Source organism: Streptomyces sp. G-G2, assembly GCF_030063135.1.
Taxonomy (GTDB): domain Bacteria; phylum Actinomycetota; class Actinomycetes; order Streptomycetales; family Streptomycetaceae; genus Streptomyces.
Window position 1 is genome coordinate 105,827 of the sequence record NZ_JASISO010000011.1, and the last position, 15,942, is coordinate 121,768.

Annotated in this window: 15 protein-coding genes; 13 read left to right on the forward strand and 2 right to left on the reverse strand. The window is 73.2% G+C overall.

Annotation, left to right across the window (positions count from 1 at the left end; genetic code table 11):
* Window positions 1–428: 428 nt before the first annotated feature.
* The gene (locus QMF80_RS11735; RefSeq protein WP_283452313.1) at window positions 429–1,610 is read right to left on the reverse strand and encodes a sensor histidine kinase; all 1,182 of its coding nucleotides are present in this window, start codon (window positions 1,608–1,610) and stop codon (window positions 429–431) included.
* Window positions 1,611–1,755: 145 nt separating this feature from the next.
* On the opposite strand from QMF80_RS11735, the gene QMF80_RS11740 reads away from it, so the two are divergent.
* From QMF80_RS11740 to QMF80_RS11800, 13 genes are all read left to right on the forward strand, one after another.
* Window positions 1,756–2,166: an NADH-quinone oxidoreductase subunit A gene (locus tag QMF80_RS11740; protein ID WP_283452316.1), complete on the forward strand. Its 411-nt coding sequence runs from the start codon at window positions 1,756–1,758 to the stop codon at window positions 2,164–2,166.
* Complete coding sequence (locus QMF80_RS11745) at window positions 2,157–2,750, forward strand: NADH-quinone oxidoreductase subunit B (RefSeq protein ID WP_283452318.1); 594 nt, start codon at window positions 2,157–2,159, stop codon at window positions 2,748–2,750. Before QMF80_RS11740 ends, QMF80_RS11745 begins: the two co-directional genes overlap by 10 nt.
* The gene (locus tag QMF80_RS11750; RefSeq protein WP_283452321.1) at window positions 2,747–3,985 is read left to right on the forward strand and encodes an NADH-quinone oxidoreductase subunit C; all 1,239 of its coding nucleotides are present in this window, start codon (window positions 2,747–2,749) and stop codon (window positions 3,983–3,985) included. Before QMF80_RS11745 ends, QMF80_RS11750 begins: the two co-directional genes overlap by 4 nt.
* Entirely contained in the window at window positions 3,982–4,950 is a 969-nt protein-coding gene (locus QMF80_RS11755; protein ID WP_283452323.1) for a complex I subunit 1/NuoH family protein, read from the forward strand. Before QMF80_RS11750 ends, QMF80_RS11755 begins: the two co-directional genes overlap by 4 nt.
* Window positions 4,950–5,561: a NuoI/complex I 23 kDa subunit family protein gene (locus tag QMF80_RS11760; RefSeq protein WP_283452326.1), complete on the forward strand. Its 612-nt coding sequence runs from the start codon at window positions 4,950–4,952 to the stop codon at window positions 5,559–5,561. Before QMF80_RS11755 ends, QMF80_RS11760 begins: the two co-directional genes overlap by 1 nt.
* The gene (locus QMF80_RS11765; protein WP_283452328.1) at window positions 5,558–6,151 is read left to right on the forward strand and encodes an NADH-quinone oxidoreductase subunit J family protein; all 594 of its coding nucleotides are present in this window, start codon (window positions 5,558–5,560) and stop codon (window positions 6,149–6,151) included. Before QMF80_RS11760 ends, QMF80_RS11765 begins: the two co-directional genes overlap by 4 nt.
* Window positions 6,151–6,534, forward strand: a complete 384-nt coding sequence (nuoK, locus tag QMF80_RS11770) for an NADH-quinone oxidoreductase subunit NuoK (protein ID WP_283452330.1) — start codon at window positions 6,151–6,153, stop codon at window positions 6,532–6,534. The genes QMF80_RS11765 and nuoK overlap by 1 nt, the downstream gene beginning before the upstream one ends.
* Window positions 6,531–8,531 carry an NADH-quinone oxidoreductase subunit 5 family protein gene (locus tag QMF80_RS11775; RefSeq protein WP_283452332.1) on the forward strand — a complete coding sequence of 667 codons (2,001 nt, stop codon included), beginning with the start codon at window positions 6,531–6,533 and terminating at the stop codon, window positions 8,529–8,531. The genes nuoK and QMF80_RS11775 overlap by 4 nt, the downstream gene beginning before the upstream one ends.
* Before the next feature lie 38 nt (window positions 8,532–8,569).
* The gene (locus tag QMF80_RS11780) at window positions 8,570–10,135 is read left to right on the forward strand and encodes a complex I subunit 4 family protein (protein WP_283452448.1); all 1,566 of its coding nucleotides are present in this window, start codon (window positions 8,570–8,572) and stop codon (window positions 10,133–10,135) included.
* The gene (locus QMF80_RS11785) at window positions 10,132–11,715 is read left to right on the forward strand and encodes an NADH-quinone oxidoreductase subunit N (RefSeq protein ID WP_283452334.1); all 1,584 of its coding nucleotides are present in this window, start codon (window positions 10,132–10,134) and stop codon (window positions 11,713–11,715) included. The genes QMF80_RS11780 and QMF80_RS11785 overlap by 4 nt, the downstream gene beginning before the upstream one ends.
* Window positions 11,716–12,085: 370 nt before the next feature.
* Window positions 12,086–12,949 (forward strand): zinc metalloprotease HtpX, encoded by an 864-nt coding sequence (gene htpX, locus QMF80_RS11790; protein WP_283452336.1) that lies wholly within the window; start codon window positions 12,086–12,088, stop codon window positions 12,947–12,949.
* On the forward strand, window positions 12,946–13,338 hold the full coding sequence (locus tag QMF80_RS11795; protein ID WP_283452338.1) for a YccF domain-containing protein: 393 nt from the start codon (window positions 12,946–12,948) through the stop codon (window positions 13,336–13,338). The genes htpX and QMF80_RS11795 overlap by 4 nt, the downstream gene beginning before the upstream one ends.
* Before the next feature lie 223 nt (window positions 13,339–13,561).
* Entirely contained in the window at window positions 13,562–14,641 is a 1,080-nt protein-coding gene (locus QMF80_RS11800; RefSeq protein WP_283452340.1) for a glycosyltransferase, read from the forward strand.
* Here QMF80_RS11800 and QMF80_RS11805 read toward each other — a convergent pair.
* Complete coding sequence (locus QMF80_RS11805) at window positions 14,638–15,858, reverse strand: APC family permease (RefSeq protein ID WP_283452449.1); 1,221 nt, start codon at window positions 15,856–15,858, stop codon at window positions 14,638–14,640. The two genes, QMF80_RS11800 and QMF80_RS11805, sit on opposite strands and share 4 nt — an antisense overlap.
* Window positions 15,859–15,942 lie beyond the last annotated feature (84 nt).

The window sequence follows — 15,942 nt, forward strand, 5'->3', positions numbered from 1 at the left end:
GCCTACTCCCTCAACCCTGTCTCCTCCCCACCCCCGCAACCATCCGGCACGTCGGCGTCCCCACCGGGGGGTTATCCCCACCCCACCCCACCGCCCCCGCCCTCAATCGCCGGGCGGGCTGGATTCGCCCCGCCGGGCCCGGCCACGTCCGGTGGTCCGGCATCCGGGCCGGGCCCAGTCCAGCCCCGCCGGCGTTTGAGGCGCCCCCGGAGGGGAGTGCGGCCCGCGCATGCCTCCGGCGGGCCCTCAATCGCCGGGCGGGCTGGATCTCGCACGCGGGCAAGCGGCCCGCGCATGCCTCCGGCGGGCCCTCAATCGCCGGGGGGGCTGGATCTCGCACGCGGGCAAGCGGCCCGCGCATGCCTCCGGCGGGCCCTCAATCGCCGGGCGGGCTGGGTTCGCCGAAGGGCCCCGCGTCTCCGGGAAGGTCACCGCCCCCGGTCGCGCCACGGCAGCTCCGCCGTGACCACGGTCCCGCCACCCTCCGGCGAGTCCACGACGAACACCCCGTCCACCGCCCCCAACCGTTCCGCCAGCCCCGCCATCCCGGTCCCGCCCCCGGTCCCCGCGACGGCCGCCCCGCCCCGCCCGTCGTCCGACACCCGGATCAGCAGCCGGGCTCCCGACCGCCACACCTCCACGCTCGCGATCCGCGCCCGCGCGTGCTTGCTCACGTTCTGGAGCAGCTCCGAGACCGTGAAGTACGCGATCCCCTCGATCGCCGCCGCGGGCCGCGCGGGCAGGTCCACGTCCACCTTCACCGGCACCACGCACCGCGACGCCACCGACGACAGGGCCGCGTCGAGCCCCCGGTCGGTCAGCACCGCCGGATGGATCCCGCGCGCGAGATCCCGCAGCTCCTGGAGCGCGATCTTCACCTCGCCGTGCGCCTCGTCCACCATCGCCGCCGCCGACTCCGGGTCCTCCAGCAGCTTCTCCTTGGCCAGACCCAGCCCCATCGCCAGCGCGACCAGCCGCGCCTGCGCGCCGTCGTGCAGGTCGCGTTCGATCCGCCGCAGGTCGGCGGCGGCCGTGTCGACCACCACCCCGCGGTCCGATTCCAGCTCGGCGATGCGCCGCTCCAGCCCGTCCACGGGCGAGAGCAGGCCCCGTACCATCGCGCGGTCCACATTCGTCAGACCGCGCGTCAGGTAGGGAAGTACGGGCCACAGCACGAACAGCCCGACCAGCGCGAGCGTGAAGGTGAGGATCCCCCACGGCAGCCGGATCAGCCCGTACAGGGACGTCCGCCACGCGACCGGGTCCTTGAGGCTCGTCCACAGCCAGGGGAAGAACCCGCCCGCCCGCGCGGGACCGGGGATCGGCGTCGGCTCGTCCACCCGCACGCCCAGCAGGGCCCGCGCCCGTGCCCGCTCGGTGCGGCCCAGCAGCCGGTTCACGTACAGACCGCACGCGAGCAGCGGCAGACCGATCGCGGTCACGGACAGACCGCCGCCCATGGAAACCATGAACACCGTGTAAACAAAGCCGATGATCGCCATCGGCAGATTCATCAGAAGATGGGCGATCTCCTTCCACGTCTCGCGCCCGAACACGGGGCGGACGGGCGGCGGGCGGTCTTCGGCGGGGGCTGGGAGGTTGACGGTCATGGGGCCCAGCCTGTCAACGGCGGGCCGCCGGTGCCATGGGGTGACCGGGGGGCGGTGAACGGGGGATAACCCCACCCCGTGTGGCCAGGCCCTAGACTCCCGTGCGTACCAGATCATCGACAGTTGCCGGGAGCGAGGAGCGCACGTGCCCGAACCAGCGGTGTCAACGACCGTATCCGTGCTCGCGGCCGACTATTTCCGGAGTTATTCGGTCGTCGGGCTGCTCGCCGTCCTCGGTGTGCTCTTCGTGGCCGTCGCCTTCGGCGCGGGCCGGCTGCTGCGTCCCTCGGTGCCGACCCGGGAAAAGCTGCTGACGTACGAGTGCGGTGTGGACCCCGTCGGCGAAGGCTGGGCGCACACCCAGGTCCGCTACTACGTCTACGCGTTCCTCTACGTCATCTTCGCCGTCGACTCGATCTTCCTCTTCCCCTGGGCGACCGTGTTCGCCGCTGCCGGTTACGGCGCCACCACGCTCGTGGAGATGTTCGTCTTCCTGGGCTTCCTGGCCGTCGGCCTGCTCTACGCGTACAAGAAGGGCGTCCTCGAATGGACGTGACACCCGGGGCGACCCCGGAGCTGCTGCCGGAGCCGAAGCGGCTGGGCGTGCTCTCCCGCCTGGCCCCCGAGCCGATGAAGGTGGTCCTGAACTGGGGCCGCCGCTACAGCCTGTGGGTCTTCAACTTCGGGCTCGCCTGCTGCGCGATCGAATTCATCGCCGCGTCCATGGCGCGGCACGACTTCATCCGGCTCGGCGTGATCCCCTTCGCGCCCGGCCCGCGCCAGGCCGACCTGATGATCGTCTCGGGCACGGTGACGGACAAGATGGCCCCGGCCGTCAAGCGGCTCTACGAGCAGATGCCGGAGCCGAAGTACGTCATCTCCTTCGGCGCGTGCTCGAACTGCGGCGGCCCGTACTGGGACTCGTACTCGGTCACCAAGGGCGTGGACCAGATCATTCCGGTCGACGTCTACGTACCCGGCTGCCCGCCCCGCCCCGAGGCGCTCCTCCAGGGCATCCTCAAGCTCCAGGAGAAGATCGCTCGCGAGTCGCTCGCGGAGCGGTACGCGCAGGGCCCGTCGGTGGCCCAGCTGACGAGCGGCCTGGTCACGCCCCCGCCGGTGGGGGAGACCCGCGCATGAACCTGTACGAATCCCTCCCCGACGGGGCCCCGCAGATCTTCGGCGAAGAGGCCCTCGGCTCGTACGCGTACGACGTCCTGACGGTCGACGTGCCCGTCGGCAGCTGGATCCCGGCGTTGGAGATCGCGCGCGACAAGCTGGGCTGTACGTACTTCGACTGGCTGAGCGCGGTCGACGAGCCGGGCACCGGCTTCCGGATCTGCGCGCACGTCGTGGCGCTGGAGAACCACCGCGTACGCCGCCTGCTGCTGCGCACCACGGTCCCGCACACGGCGCCGTCCCTGCCGTCCGCGGTCGCGGTGTACGCGGGAGCGGCGTGGCACGAGCGCGAGACGTTCGAGATGTTCGGCGTGGACTTCACCGACCACCCGAACCTGATCCCGCTGCTGCTCCCCGAGAACTTCGAGGGCCACCCGCTGCGCAAGGACTTCGTCCTGGCGGCGCGGGTCGCCAAGGCCTGGCCCGGGGCCAAGGAGCCGGGCGAGGGCGCGGACCCGGACGGGCCGAAGCGGCGCCAGATGCTGCCCCCGGGCGTCCCGGACCCGAACGAGTGGGGCCCCCTCAAGGGCCAGCTCCCCCCGGCCCCCACCCGCCCGGCGCGCCCCCCGCGCGCGGCGGGCGCCGCCGCCCCGGCCCGCACCCCGCGCGAGGGCGCCCCGGTCCGCCGCGCCCGCTCGGTGGCCGACGGCTCGGCCACCCAGGCCGCCGCCCCGGACGCCCCGCGGACCCCGGACGACGCCGCCGCGCGCCCGCCCCGCCGCACCCGCCCGGCAACGGACGGCCCGGCCACCCAGACCCCGCCCCCGGCGCCCACGGCAGGCACGGCCGCCCCGGCCGCTCCCGCGCCCCCGGCCCGCCGGGCCGCACCGACCACCCCGGACGCCCCCTGGCACGACCCGAAGCCCGCCTTCGACCCGCCCCCGGCGGCCGCCCCGGCTGAACCGGCGGCCCCGACTGAACCGGCGGCCCCGGCGGCCCCGGCGGCCCCGGCTGAACCGGCGGCCCCGGCGGCCCCGGCTGAACCGGCGGCCCCGGCGGCCCCGGCGGCCCCGGCTGAACCGGCGGCCCCGGCGGCCCCGGCTGAACCGGCGGCCCCGGCGGCCCCGGCGCCCGAACCGGCCGAACCGGCGCCCCAGGCCACCCCGAAGCCCGCCGCAGGCGACCCGGCAGGCGACCCGGCCGACCCGGACCAGGACCCCACCCGCCCGGCGCCGGAACCAGGAGGCTCCGCGTGAACGACGTACTCGACGTCGCCCTGCGACTGATCGTCGTCTTCGTCGCCTTCCTCGTCCTGCCCCTCGTCATCGGGCAGGCCGAACACAAGGTGATGGCCCACATGCAGGGCCGCCTCGGCCCCATGTACGCGGGCGGCTTCCACGGCTGGGCCCAGCTCGTCGCCGACGGCGTGAAGTTCGTACAGAAGGAGGACGTCGTACCGGCCAACGCCGACCGGCGCATCTTCCAGCTCGCCCCCGCCGTCGCGCTGCTGCCCTACCTCCTCGTCCTCGTCGTCATCCCCGTCGGCCCCGGTGACGGCGCGGTCGGCCAGGTGGTCGACGCGGGGATCTTCTTCGCGCTCGCCGTCATGGGCGTCGGCGTACTCGGCAGCCTCATGGCGGGCTGGGCCTCCGCCAACAAGTTCTCCCTGCTCGGCGGCCTGCGCACGGCCGCCCAGCTGCTCGCGTACGAGCTGCCCATGCTGCTCGCCGCCGCCTCCGTCGCGATGGCCGCCGGGACCGTGTCTCTGACCGGCATCGCCGCGGCCTTCGCATGGTGGTGGCTGCCCTGGCAGATCGTCGGGGCCGTGGTCTTCTTCGTGGCGGGGCTCGCCGAACTCCAGCGCCCCCCGTTCGACATGCCCGTCGCCGACTCCGAGATCATCTTCGGCGCGTACACGGAGTACACCGGCCTGCGCTTCGCGCTGTTCCTGCTCTCCGAGTACGCGGGCATCCTCGTGCTGAGCGCCCTGACCACCGTCCTCTTCCTCGGCGGCTGGCACGGCCCCTTCGGCGGTGACGGCCTCGGCTGGGTCTGGACCCTGCTTAAGATCGCCGCACTGTCGTTCGTGGTGATCTGGCTGCGCGTCACCTACCCGCGGCTGCGCGAGGACCAGCTCCAGAAGCTCGCCTGGACCGTACTCATTCCCCTCGCGCTCGCCCAGATCGCGCTCACCGGCATCGTGAAGGTGGCGATCAGCTAATGCCCCCCGTCCCAGGATCCGGCCTCGCCAAGGGTCTCGCCGTGACGCTGCGCACGATGGTGAAGCGCTCGCACACGGCCCAGTACCCCGAGGCCCAGCCCGAACTGCCGCCGCGCTCGCGCGGGGTCATCGCGCTGTTCGAGGAGAACTGCACGGTCTGCATGCTGTGCGCGCGCGAGTGCCCCGACTGGTGCATCTACATCGACTCGCACAAGGAGACGGTCCCGGCGACCGCCCCCGGCGGGCGCGAGCGCAGCCGCAACGTCCTCGACCGCTTCGCCATCGACTTCTCCCTCTGCATGTACTGCGGCATCTGCATCGAGGTGTGCCCCTTCGACGCCCTCTTCTGGTCGCCGGAGTTCGAGTACGCGGAGACGGACATCCTCGAACTCACCCACGAGCGCGACAAGCTGCGCGAGTGGATGTGGACCGTCCCGGCCCCGCCCGCGCTCGACCCGGCCGCCGAGGAGCCCAAGGAGCTCGCCGCCGCCCGCAAGGCCGTGGAGAAGGCCGAGGCCGCGGCGGCTGTCGAGGCCGCTGCCGCCGGAGCCGCTGAGCCCGAGGCCGCGCCCGAGACCCCGCCCGAGACCACCCCGGAGGCAGACGCGTGAGCCCCGCCGCCACCCTGGCCGCCGCCACGGCGGGACCCGGGTTCCTCTCCCCGACCGGGGTCGAGATCGCCTTCGTACTCGTCGCCGTCGCCACCCTCGGCGCCGCGCTCATCACGGTCACCACCAAGCAGCTGGTGCACGCCGCCCTCTGGCTGGTCGTCGCCCTCGGCGGGATCGCCGTCGAGTACCTGCTGCTGACCGCCGAGTTCATCGCCTGGGTCCAGGTCCTGATCTACGTCGGTTCCGTGGTCGTCCTCCTCCTCTTCGGGCTGATGCTCACCAAGGCCCCCATCGGCCGCTCCCCGGACGCCGACTCCGGCAACCGCTGGGTCGCGCTGGCCGTGGCGGTAGCCGCCGCCGCCTCCCTCGTCTGGGTCGTCGTCGACGCCTTCCGCACCACCTGGATCGACCTCGACGGCCCCTCCCAGGGCTCCACCAAGGTGTCCGGCGAGTTCCTCTTCCAGCACTGGGTGCTGCCCTTCGAGGCGCTGTCGGTCCTCCTGCTGGCCGCCCTGGTCGGCGCGATCGTGCTGTCCCGCAAGTCCGACCCGGCCGCCGACGGCAGCGAAGACAAGGAGCGGCAGCGCTGATGCACCTCGCCTATCCCGCCGTACTGGCGGCGCTCCTCTTCTGCACCGGCCTGTACGGGGTACTGGCCCGCCGCAACGCCATCCTGGTCCTGATGTCCGTCGAGCTGATGCTCAACGCCGTCAACCTCAACCTGGTGGCCTTCGACGTCTGGCTGCGCGACACCCTGCACGCCGGACAGGCCCTCACCCTCTTCACGATCGCCGTCGCCGCCGCCGAGATCGGCATCGGCCTGGCCATCGTGCTGATGGTCTACCGCAACCGCGGCACCTCGGACGTCGACAAGCTCCGCGACACCGCCGAGCCGACCGGTGCCGGCAGCGGCCACGGCCAGAACCCGAACAACCCCGGATACCCGAGCAACCCGAGCGAGGTCACCGCGTGAGCACCACGACCCTCGCCGTCCTCGTCCCCGCGCTGCCCTTCCTGGGCGCGCTGGCCGGACTGCTCCTCGGCCGCAGGGCCCCCGGATTCGTCCGCCCGCTGGCCGTGCTGCCCGCGCTGGCCGCCGCCGTACTGGCCGTCCTGGTCGCCGTCCGCCACGGCGGCGGGCGCGCCATCGACGCCGCGACGGAACTGACCCCGACCGGCTCCGTGCCCATCGAACTGGCGATCCACCTGGACGGCTTCGCCGTCCTGGCGGCCGTACTCGTCGGCGTCGTCGCGACCTGCGTCCAGCTCTTCTCGACGGCGTACCTGCGCGAGGACCCGCGCTACGCCTCCTACGCCTCCCTCGTCTCCCTCTTCACCTCCGCCATGCTGCTCGTCGTCTACTCCGGCGACCTGATGGTGCTGCTGGTGGGCTGGGAGGTCATGGGCATCTGCTCGTACTTCCTGGTCGGCCACTACTGGGAGACCGAGGCCGCCCGGGCCGCCTCCCTCAAGGCCTTCCTCGTCACCAAGCTCGGTGACGTGCCCTTCCTGATCGGCCTGTTCGCGCTCGCCGCCGACGCGGGCTCCTTCCGGATCACCAAGATCCTCGGAGCCGTCACGGCGGGCGGACTCGACCACCCGACCCTGATCGCCCTGCTCCTGCTCGCCGGAGTCGCGGGCAAGTCCGCGCAGTTCCCGCTGCACACCTGGCTCCCCGACGCCATGGCGGGCCCCACCCCGGTCTCCGCGCTGATCCACGCCGCGACGATGGTCGCCGCCGGTGTCTACTTCATCGCGCGCCTCCTGCCCGTCTTCACGGCCTCCGGGGCCGCGCTGGTGGTCATGGCCGTCATGGCGGCCGTGACGATGGTCGGCTCCGCCCTCGCCGCCCTCGCGCAGGACGACATCAAGCGGGTCCTCGCCTACTCCACGATCGGCCAGCTCGGCTACATGACCGGGGCCCTGGCCGTGGGCGACCGCGGGGCCGCCGTCTTCCACCTCCTGTCCCACGGCGCCTTCAAGGCGCTGCTGTTCCTCGGCGCGGGCGTGGTCATCCACGCCGCCGGTACGAACTCCCTGGCCGCCATGGCCCGGATGGACGGCCTGGCCAGGCGCATCCCGGACGCCTTCTGGACGATGACGATCGCGCTCCTCGCGCTCGCCGCCGTCCCGCCCTTCGCCGGGTTCTTCTCCAAGGAGACCGTGCTGGTCGCCGCCGAGCACGCGGCCACCGGACACTCCGAGCTCGCCCCGACGGCCGCGGGCTGGCTCGTCCTGGTCGCGGGCGTGCTCACGGCCCTGCTCACCGCCGCCTACGCCACCCGGCTGTGGCTGCTGGCCTTCCGCGGCCGGGGCGTCGCGGCCCCCGACCACGGCAAGGACCCGATCACCATGACCGGCGTGCTGTGGCTGCTCGCGATCCCCTCGGTCGGCTTCGGGCTGGCCGCCAGCACCCTCCCCGACTGGTTCGACGGCGGTGAACTGCGGCCGACCGTCCTCACCGTGGTGATGGGCACGGGCGCGGCCGTCATCGGCGCGCTGCTCACCTTCGCGCTGTGGCAGCGGGCCGAGGCCAAGGCCGCCACGGGCGCCCGTCTGCCGGGCGTACCCGCGTCGGCCCTCGCCGCGGAGTCCGCCGCCGAGACGCCCGAGGTCGCCGCGGTCACCCACGACCACCCCGCCGTCCCGGCCACCCCCGCGCCCGACCCCGGCAAGGCCCTGCTGGGCCCCCTGCACCGGCACGCGGCCGCCGGATTCCACCTGGACGCCCTCTACGACGCGCTTTTCGTCCGCCCCGTCCGGGGCGCCGCGAGCCTCGTCCGCTTCCTGGACCGCGAGGTCGTCGACACCTACGTCCGGGGCGCGGGCAGCGCCCCCCGGCTGCTCGGCACCCTCGTACGCCGCGCCCAGACCGGCAACGTGCAGACCTATCTGAGCGCCCTGCTCGCCGGTGCCGTGGTCCTGGCGCTCGCCACCGCCGTCCTCGCCAACGTCAACGCCGGATCGTGAGCCGTGAGTCAGCCGTGATTGATATCAGCGCATCCGTGATGCAGTTCCTTCTGGCGTTCATCGTGGCCGCACCGCTCCTCGGCGCCGTGGCCGCCCTGCTCCCGGCCCCGCCCGGGCTCAAGGGCCGCGGCGCCGACCAGGCCGTGCTGCGCCACGGCGTGACCGTGACCGGCGTGATCCTCGCCGCGGCGATCGCCCTCACCCTGGGCTTCGACCACGACGCCCCGTCCCGCTTCCAGGCGACGACGGACATCAGCTGGATCCAGGCCCTCAACGTCCGGATCCACCTCGGCATCGACGGCATCTCGCTCCCCCTCGTCCTGATGACCGCGCTGCTGTTCTTCCTCTGCGCGCTCTACAGCTACTTCAAGCTCCCCGCGGGCCCCGCCCCGAAGGCCTTCGTCGCCCTCCTGCTCGTCCTGGAGTCCGGCACCCTCGCCACCTTCGCCGTCCTCGACCTGCTGCTCTTCTTCCTCGCCTTCGAGATGGTCCTCATCCCGATGTACTTCCTCATCGCCCGCTGGGGCGGTGCCCAGCGGCAGGCCGCCGCCTGGAAGTTCATCCTCTTCACGCTGCTCGGCTCCGTGGTCATGCTCCTCGGCCTGCTGCTGATCGGGATCAAGAGCGGCACCTTCGACATGGTGGCACTCGCCTCCGACAACGGCCGCGGACTGAGCGGCACCACGCAGCTGATCGCCGTCCTCACCATCGGCACCGGCCTCGCCGTGAAGACCCCGATGTGGCCGCTGCACAGCTGGCTCCCGGACGCCCACACCGCCGCCCCGACCGTCGGCTCCGTGCTGCTCGCGGGCGTCATGCTGAAGATGGGCACCTACGGGTTCGTCCGCATCCTGCTCCCCGTCGCCCCCGACGGCATGCACGCCTTCGCCCCCTACCTGGCCGCCTTCGCCGTCGTCGGGATCGTCTACGGATCCCTCGCCTGCCTCGCGCTGGCCCGCAAGGGCGCCAAGGGCGACCTCAAGCGCCTGATCGCCTACTCCTCCGTCGGCCACATGGGCTTCGTCCTCCTCGGCATCGCGACGATGACGCCCACCGGAGTCAACGGCGCGCTCTTCGCCAACATCGCCCACGGCCTGATCACCGGCCTCCTCTTCTTCCTCGTCGGCGCGCTCAAGGACCGCTACGGCACCAGCGACCTCGACACCCTCGCCGGGGCCACCGGCGCGGCCCTCTACGGCCGCGCCCCCCGCTTCGGCGCGCTCCTGGCCTTCGCCGCCGTGGCCTCCCTCGGGCTGCCCGGACTCGCGGGGTTCTGGGGCGAGATGCTGACCCTGTTCGGCGCCTTCGACCCGGCCGCGGGGCTGTCCCGGCCCGCCTTCCTCACCTTCATGGCGATCGGCGCCTTCGGCACCCTGCTCACCGCCGCCTACATGCTGGTCGTCGTACGGCGCATCTGCATGGGCGACCCGCAGGCCCGCCCCGCCGACCAGGCCCCCCTGGCCGTCGCCGACATCCAGGGCTACGAGTTCGCCGCCTGGACCCCGCTCGCCGCCCTCACCGTCCTCGCCGGCCTCTGGCCCGCGGTCCTCCTCGGCCTCACCGACCCGGCCGTCCAGAAGCTCCTCGCAGGAGGCAACTCATGACGGCCCTGTACGCGGCCGCCGCGTCCGCCGCGTCCGCCGCCGCCCCGCAGCCGGGCGCGGCCGCTCTGGTCCAGTCCGTCGACTGGCTCGCGATCGCGCCCGTGGTCATCACAGCCGCCGTCGGCCTGGTCATCCTGGTCGCCGACCTCTTCGTACCCGAGCGGAAGAAGCCCCTGCTCGGCTGGACCGCCGTCGCGGGCCTCGCCGTCGCCACCCTCGCGCTGCTGCCGCTGCGCGCCGGGGACCGCGCCACCTTCTGCCTCACCGGCGACGCGGGCGCCTGCAGCTACACCGTCGACCACTTCGCGCTGGTCGTGCAGTTCCTGGTGCTGGGCGGCGCCCTGGTCACGGCCCTGCTGTCGGTCACCGCCGTCGAGGAGAGCAGGCTCCCGGCCGGGGAGTTCTGGTTCCTGCTGCTGTCCTCCGCCGCGGGAGCCGCGCTGCTGCCCGCCGCACGCGACCTCGCGACCCTCATCGTCGCCCTCGAAGTCGCCTCGCTGCCCGCCTTCGCCCTGGTGGGCCTGCGCCGGGGCGACCGGCTCTCCTCCGAGGCCGCCCTCAAGTTCTTCCTGTCCTCGGTGACGGCCACCGCCGTCTCCCTGCTCGGCGTCAGCTTCGTCTACGCCGCCACGGGCAGCCTGCACCTGACCCGGGTGGCCGAAGGCCTCCAGGACGTCCCCGCGCAACTCGACACCCTGGCCATGGCGGGCGTCGCGCTCACCCTCGTCGGCTTCGCCTTCAAGACGGCCGCCGTCCCCTTCCACTTCTGGGTCCCCGACACCTACGTCGGCGCCCCGCTGCCCATCGCCGCCTACCTGTCCGTCATCGGCAAGGCGGTCGGCTTCACCGGCCTCATCCTCGTCACCGTGATCGCCTTCCCGGCGTACTCCGACGTCTGGGGCCCGGCCCTCGCCGTGCTGGCCGCGCTCACCATGACCCTGGGCAACGCCGCCGCGCTGCGCCAGGCCAAGGACCGTGCCCACGGCGCGGTCCGCCTCCTCGCCTGGTCCTCCGTCGGCCAGGCCGGTTACCTGCTGGTCCCGATCGCGGCCGCCGCCTACGCGGGCCGGGACCAGATCGGCGCCACGGTCGCCTACGCCCTCATGTACGCCGCGGTGAACCTGGGCGCCTTCGCCGTCGTCGCCCTGGTGGCCCGTACGAGTCCGCGCGGCCGGATCGACGACTTCCGCGGTCTGTACGCGACGCGGCCCTTCGCCGCCCTGTCGCTGGCCTTCTTCCTGCTCTGCCTGGCGGGCCTGCCCCCGGGCATCATCGGTCTCTTCGCCAAGGTCACCGTCTTCCGCTCGGCCGTCGACGCCGGGCTGGGTTGGCTCGCGGTCGTCATGGCGGTCAACGTGGTCGTGGCGCTCTTCTACTACCTCCAGTGGACGGCGCTGCTCTTCCGCACCCCGACCCCGGTCGAGGGCGCGGACGCCGCGGCCGCCCCGGTGGCATCCCGCCCCAAGGCCCCGCTGCCCGTCATGGCGGCCATCGTCATCACCGCTGTCGTCGCTCTTGTGTTGTCCGGCGCCCCTCAGCTGGTACTACGTTTCGCGTCCACCGGCCTGTTCCCGAAGTAACCCGTACGGAGTAACACCCGCCCCGAGGCCCGGCCCCGCGGCCTCCCGGCCGCCCCCGGGCCGCCCCGCGGCGCCGCCCCCCCCGGCCCCCGGGACACCGCCCCCGCGTCCCCGCCCGGGCCGCCGTCCGGGACGGGGCGGGAACCCGTCGCCCCCGCCTGGCGTTGACCAGGAAGGGAGGGTCCACTGGACCGGAGACCCTCCGACCCCCGGACCCTCCGACCCGCGGACCCCCGGACCCGCGGACCCCGGATCCGCGGCCCCCCGACCTGGATCCGCCGACCCGCGATCCGCGGACCCGCGATCCGCAGGCCCACGATCCACCGATCCCGGACGGGTTCCCCCTGCCGCACCACTTGGAGGGCGCACCGTGCACCGCCGACACAACGGGCTGAAGACCGCCGTACTCCTCGGCGGACTGTCGGCACTCATCATCGTCATCGGCAGCCTCTTCGGCCGGACCGGCCTCGTCGTGGCCGTGCTCGTCGCCCTCGGGACGAACGCGTACGCGTACTGGAACAGCGACAAGCTGGCTCTGCGCGCGATGCGCGCCCGCCCCGTCAGCGAGTTCGAGGCCCCCGAGCTGTACCGGATGGTCCGCGAGCTCTCGACCTCCGCGCGCCAGCCGATGCCCCGCCTGTACATCTCCCCGACCGAGGCCCCCAACGCCTTCGCCACCGGCCGCAACCCGCGCAACGCCGCCGTGTGCTGCACCGAAGGCATCCTGCGCATCCTCGACGAACGCGAGCTGCGCGGGGTCATCGGGCACGAGCTGAGCCACGTCTACAACCGGGACATCCTCATCTCCTCGGTCGCCGGAGCCCTCGCCTCCGTGATCATGTTCCTGGTGAACTTCGCCTGGCTGATCCCGGTCGGCCGCTCCAACGACAACGAGGGCCCGGGCATCTTCGGCATGCTGCTGATCATGATCCTCGGTCCGGTCGCCGCGTCCGTGATCCAGCTGGCCATCAGCCGCTCCCGCGAGTACGAGGCGGACGCCTCCGGAGCCCAGCTCACCGGCGACCCGCTGGCCCTCGCCAGCGCGCTGCGCAAGCTCGACGCCGGGACCAAACAGCTCCCGCTGCCCCCCGAGCCCCGCCTGGAGACCGCGAGCCACATGATGATCGCGAATCCCTTCCGTCCGGGCGAAGGAATGTCCAGAATGTTCTCGACCCACCCCCCGATGGCCGAGCGCATCGCCCGGCTCGAACAGATGGCAGGCCGTCAGCAGTGAAAACCATCCTGAACATCATCTGGCTCGTGTTGAGCGGCTTCTGGCTCTGCGTGGGCTACGCCTTGGCGGGCCTGATCCTTTGCGTCACGATCATCGGCATCCCGTTCGGCATAGCGGCCTTCCGGATCGCGGTCTACGCCCTGTGGCCCTTCGGCTACACCACGGTCGAGCGCCGCGACGCGGGCGCCCCGTCCTGCGTCGGCAACGTCCTGTGGCTGGTCCTCGCGGGCTGGTGGCTGGCCCTCGGCCACATCGTCACCGGCCTGGCGCTGTGCGTCACGATCATCGGGATCCCGTTCGGCATCGCCAACTTCAAGATGGTCCCGCTCGCGCTGCTCCCGCTGGGCCGCGAGATCGTCCCGACGGACGCGCCCTTCGCCTCGCGCTGACGCCCCCAGGGGCGCCGGAGCCGATGCCCGTACGGGCTGATCCCGGTACGGGCTGATCCCCGTACGGGCGCCCGCGCCGATCCCGTAACGAGCGTCCGCGACGAGCGCCCGTACGAGCGTCCGTAGCGAGCTCCCGAACGGGGTGCGGGCCGGTCTTTTATACTGGGGTTCCGCTCTTGACGCCCAAGGGCACCCCACGTCGAAACCCTGGACAGGATTTCCGATGTCGGCAGCGCCCTTCCCGACCACCCTCTCGGTCGTCGTTCCCATGTACAACGAAGAGGAAGCCCTCCCGGCCCTCGTGGAGCGCCTGCGCCCGGCCCTCGACGGTACGGGCGTCGGCTACGAGGTCATCGCCGTCGACGACGGCAGCACCGACCGCACCGCCGCGCTGCTGGAGGAGTTCCGGGAGACCTGGCCCGAGCTGCGCGTCATCGGCCTGCGCGGCAACTCCGGCCACCAGGCCGCCCTGACCGCCGGGCTGCACGGCTCCAAGGGCGCGTACGTCGCGAGCATCGACGCCGACCTCCAGGACCCGCCGGAGAAGGTGCCGGAGATGCTCGACCTGGCCGTCGCCGAAGGCCTCGACATCGTCTACGGCGTCCGCGCCGACCGGAGCGCCGATTCCGGCTTCAAGCGCCGTACCGCCGGCCTCTACTACTGGCTGATGCGCCGCATCGTCGGCAAGCAGGTCCCCGCCCAGGCCGGTGACTTCCGGCTGCTCAGCCGCGAGGCCGTCGAAGCGCTCAAGGCGCTCCCGGACCAGCACCAGGTGTACCGGCTGCTCGTGCCGTGGCTGGGCTTCCCCAGCGGTCAGGTCAGCTACCAGCGCGAGGAGCGGGTGGCGGGGGAGACCAAGTACCCGCTGAGCAAGATGATCCGGCTCGCGGTCGACAGCATCACCAATTTCTCCGCCGCCCCGCTGCGCCTGGCGACGTGGCTCGGGGTGTTCAGCTTCTTCTCCTGCTTCGTGATGATGGCCGTCACCTTCGTCGTCTGGTTCGTCGGGCACACCGTCCCCGGCTGGACCTCGCTCTTCGTGGTGATGCTCTTCCTCGGCGGCGTACAGCTGATATGCGTCGGGCTGCTCGGCGAGTACATCGGGCGCATCTACACCGCCGTGCAGCGCCGCCCCACGTTCTTCGTCGGCCACGACACGGACACCGGCACGGGCACGGACACCGGCACGGGCACGCATACCGCCACGGGCACCCACCGGAGCGCGCCCAGAACCGGCACCGGCACCGGCGCCGCCGCCGGCACCGACACCGGCGGCGCCAAGGACCGCGAGCCCGCCCGCTAGCGCGTCCGCGAGCCGGCCCGCCGTACGCCGTACAGCAGCGCCCCGAGCCCCAGCACCCCCGCGCCCGCCACCACCGACGCGGGCGGCAGCGCGCACGCCAGCACCACGCACCCGGCCAGTCCCACCACCGGTACGGCGCGGTCCAGCACCCGCCCGCCCAGCGTCCAGGCGGCGGCGTTCGCGATCGCGTAGTACGCCAGCACCCCGAACGACGAGAACCCGATCGCCCCGCGCAGGTCCACGCACCCGGCCAGCACCGCCACCACCGCACCCACGGCGGCCTCCGCCCGGTGCGGCACCCGGTGGCGCGGATGTACGGCCGCCAGCGCGCGCGGCAGATGCCCGTCCCTGGCCATCGCCAGGACGGTCCGCGACACCCCCAGCACCAGCGCCAGCAGTGCCCCCACGGCCGCCAGTACCGCACCCGCCCGCACCACCGGGGCCAGCCCGCCCCAGCCCGCCGCCCGCACCGCGTCGGACAGCGGGGCCGCCGACGCCGCCAGGCCGTCCGTCCCCAGAACGGATAGCACGGCCACCGTCACCGCCGCGTAGACGCTCAGCGCGATCCCCAGCGCCACCGGCACCGCACGCGGGATGGTCCGCTCCGGATCCCGCACCTCCTCGCCCAGGGTGGTGATCCGCGCGTACCCCGCGAACGCGAAGAAGAGCAGCCCGGCCCCTTCCAGCAGCCCCCGGACCCCCCACGCCCCGCCGCCCCACGGCGAGCCGGCCGCGCCGGAGGTCAGGCACAGCGCCACGACCCCGGCGAGCACCGCCAGTACCGCCGCCACGATCACCCGGGCGATCCGGGCCGACTTCCGCACGCCCCCGTACCCCGCGGCCGTCACCGCCACCACCGCCGCGACGGCCACCACGTGTTCCCGCCCCGGCCACAGGTAGGCGCCCACGGTCAGCGCCATCGCCGCGCACGAGGCGGTCTTGCCGATCACGAACCCCCAGCCCGCCAGGTACCCCCAGAACGGTCCGAGCCGTTCGCGCCCGTACACGTACGTCCCCCCGGACGAGGGGTACCGGGCGGCCAGCCGGGCCGAGGAGCGCGCGTTGCAGTACGCCACCACCGCGGCCACGCCGAGCGCGCCGAGCAGCGCCCCGCCCGCCGCCCGGGCCGCGGGCGCGAGCGCGGCGAAGATCCCGGCCCCGACCATCGCCCCCAGCCCGACGACGACCGCGTCGGTCACCCCCAGCCGGCGCTCCAGCCGCCCACCCGCCGCGCCACCCTCATCCGCACCCGCACCCGCACCCGCACCTGATCCCGCATCCGCACCCGCGTCGTTCGTCAC

What these genes read in the sequence shown, in the direction of transcription:
- QMF80_RS11735 (WP_283452313.1), bottom strand. Translation starts at nt 1,610, where the DNA reads ATGACCGTCAACCTCCCAGCCCCCGCCGAAGACCGCCCGCCGCCCGTC.
- QMF80_RS11745 (WP_283452318.1), top strand. Translation starts at nt 2,157, where the DNA reads ATGGACGTGACACCCGGGGCGACCCCGGAGCTGCTGCCGGAGCCGAAG.
- QMF80_RS11750 (WP_283452321.1), top strand. Translation starts at nt 2,747, where the DNA reads ATGAACCTGTACGAATCCCTCCCCGACGGGGCCCCGCAGATCTTCGGC.
- QMF80_RS11760 (WP_283452326.1), top strand. Translation starts at nt 4,950, where the DNA reads ATGCCCCCCGTCCCAGGATCCGGCCTCGCCAAGGGTCTCGCCGTGACG.
- nuoK (WP_283452330.1), top strand. Translation starts at nt 6,151, where the DNA reads ATGCACCTCGCCTATCCCGCCGTACTGGCGGCGCTCCTCTTCTGCACC.
- QMF80_RS11780 (WP_283452448.1), top strand. Translation starts at nt 8,570, where the DNA reads ATGCAGTTCCTTCTGGCGTTCATCGTGGCCGCACCGCTCCTCGGCGCC.
- QMF80_RS11785 (WP_283452334.1), top strand. Translation starts at nt 10,132, where the DNA reads ATGACGGCCCTGTACGCGGCCGCCGCGTCCGCCGCGTCCGCCGCCGCC.
- QMF80_RS11800 (WP_283452340.1), top strand. Translation starts at nt 13,562, where the DNA reads ATGTCGGCAGCGCCCTTCCCGACCACCCTCTCGGTCGTCGTTCCCATG.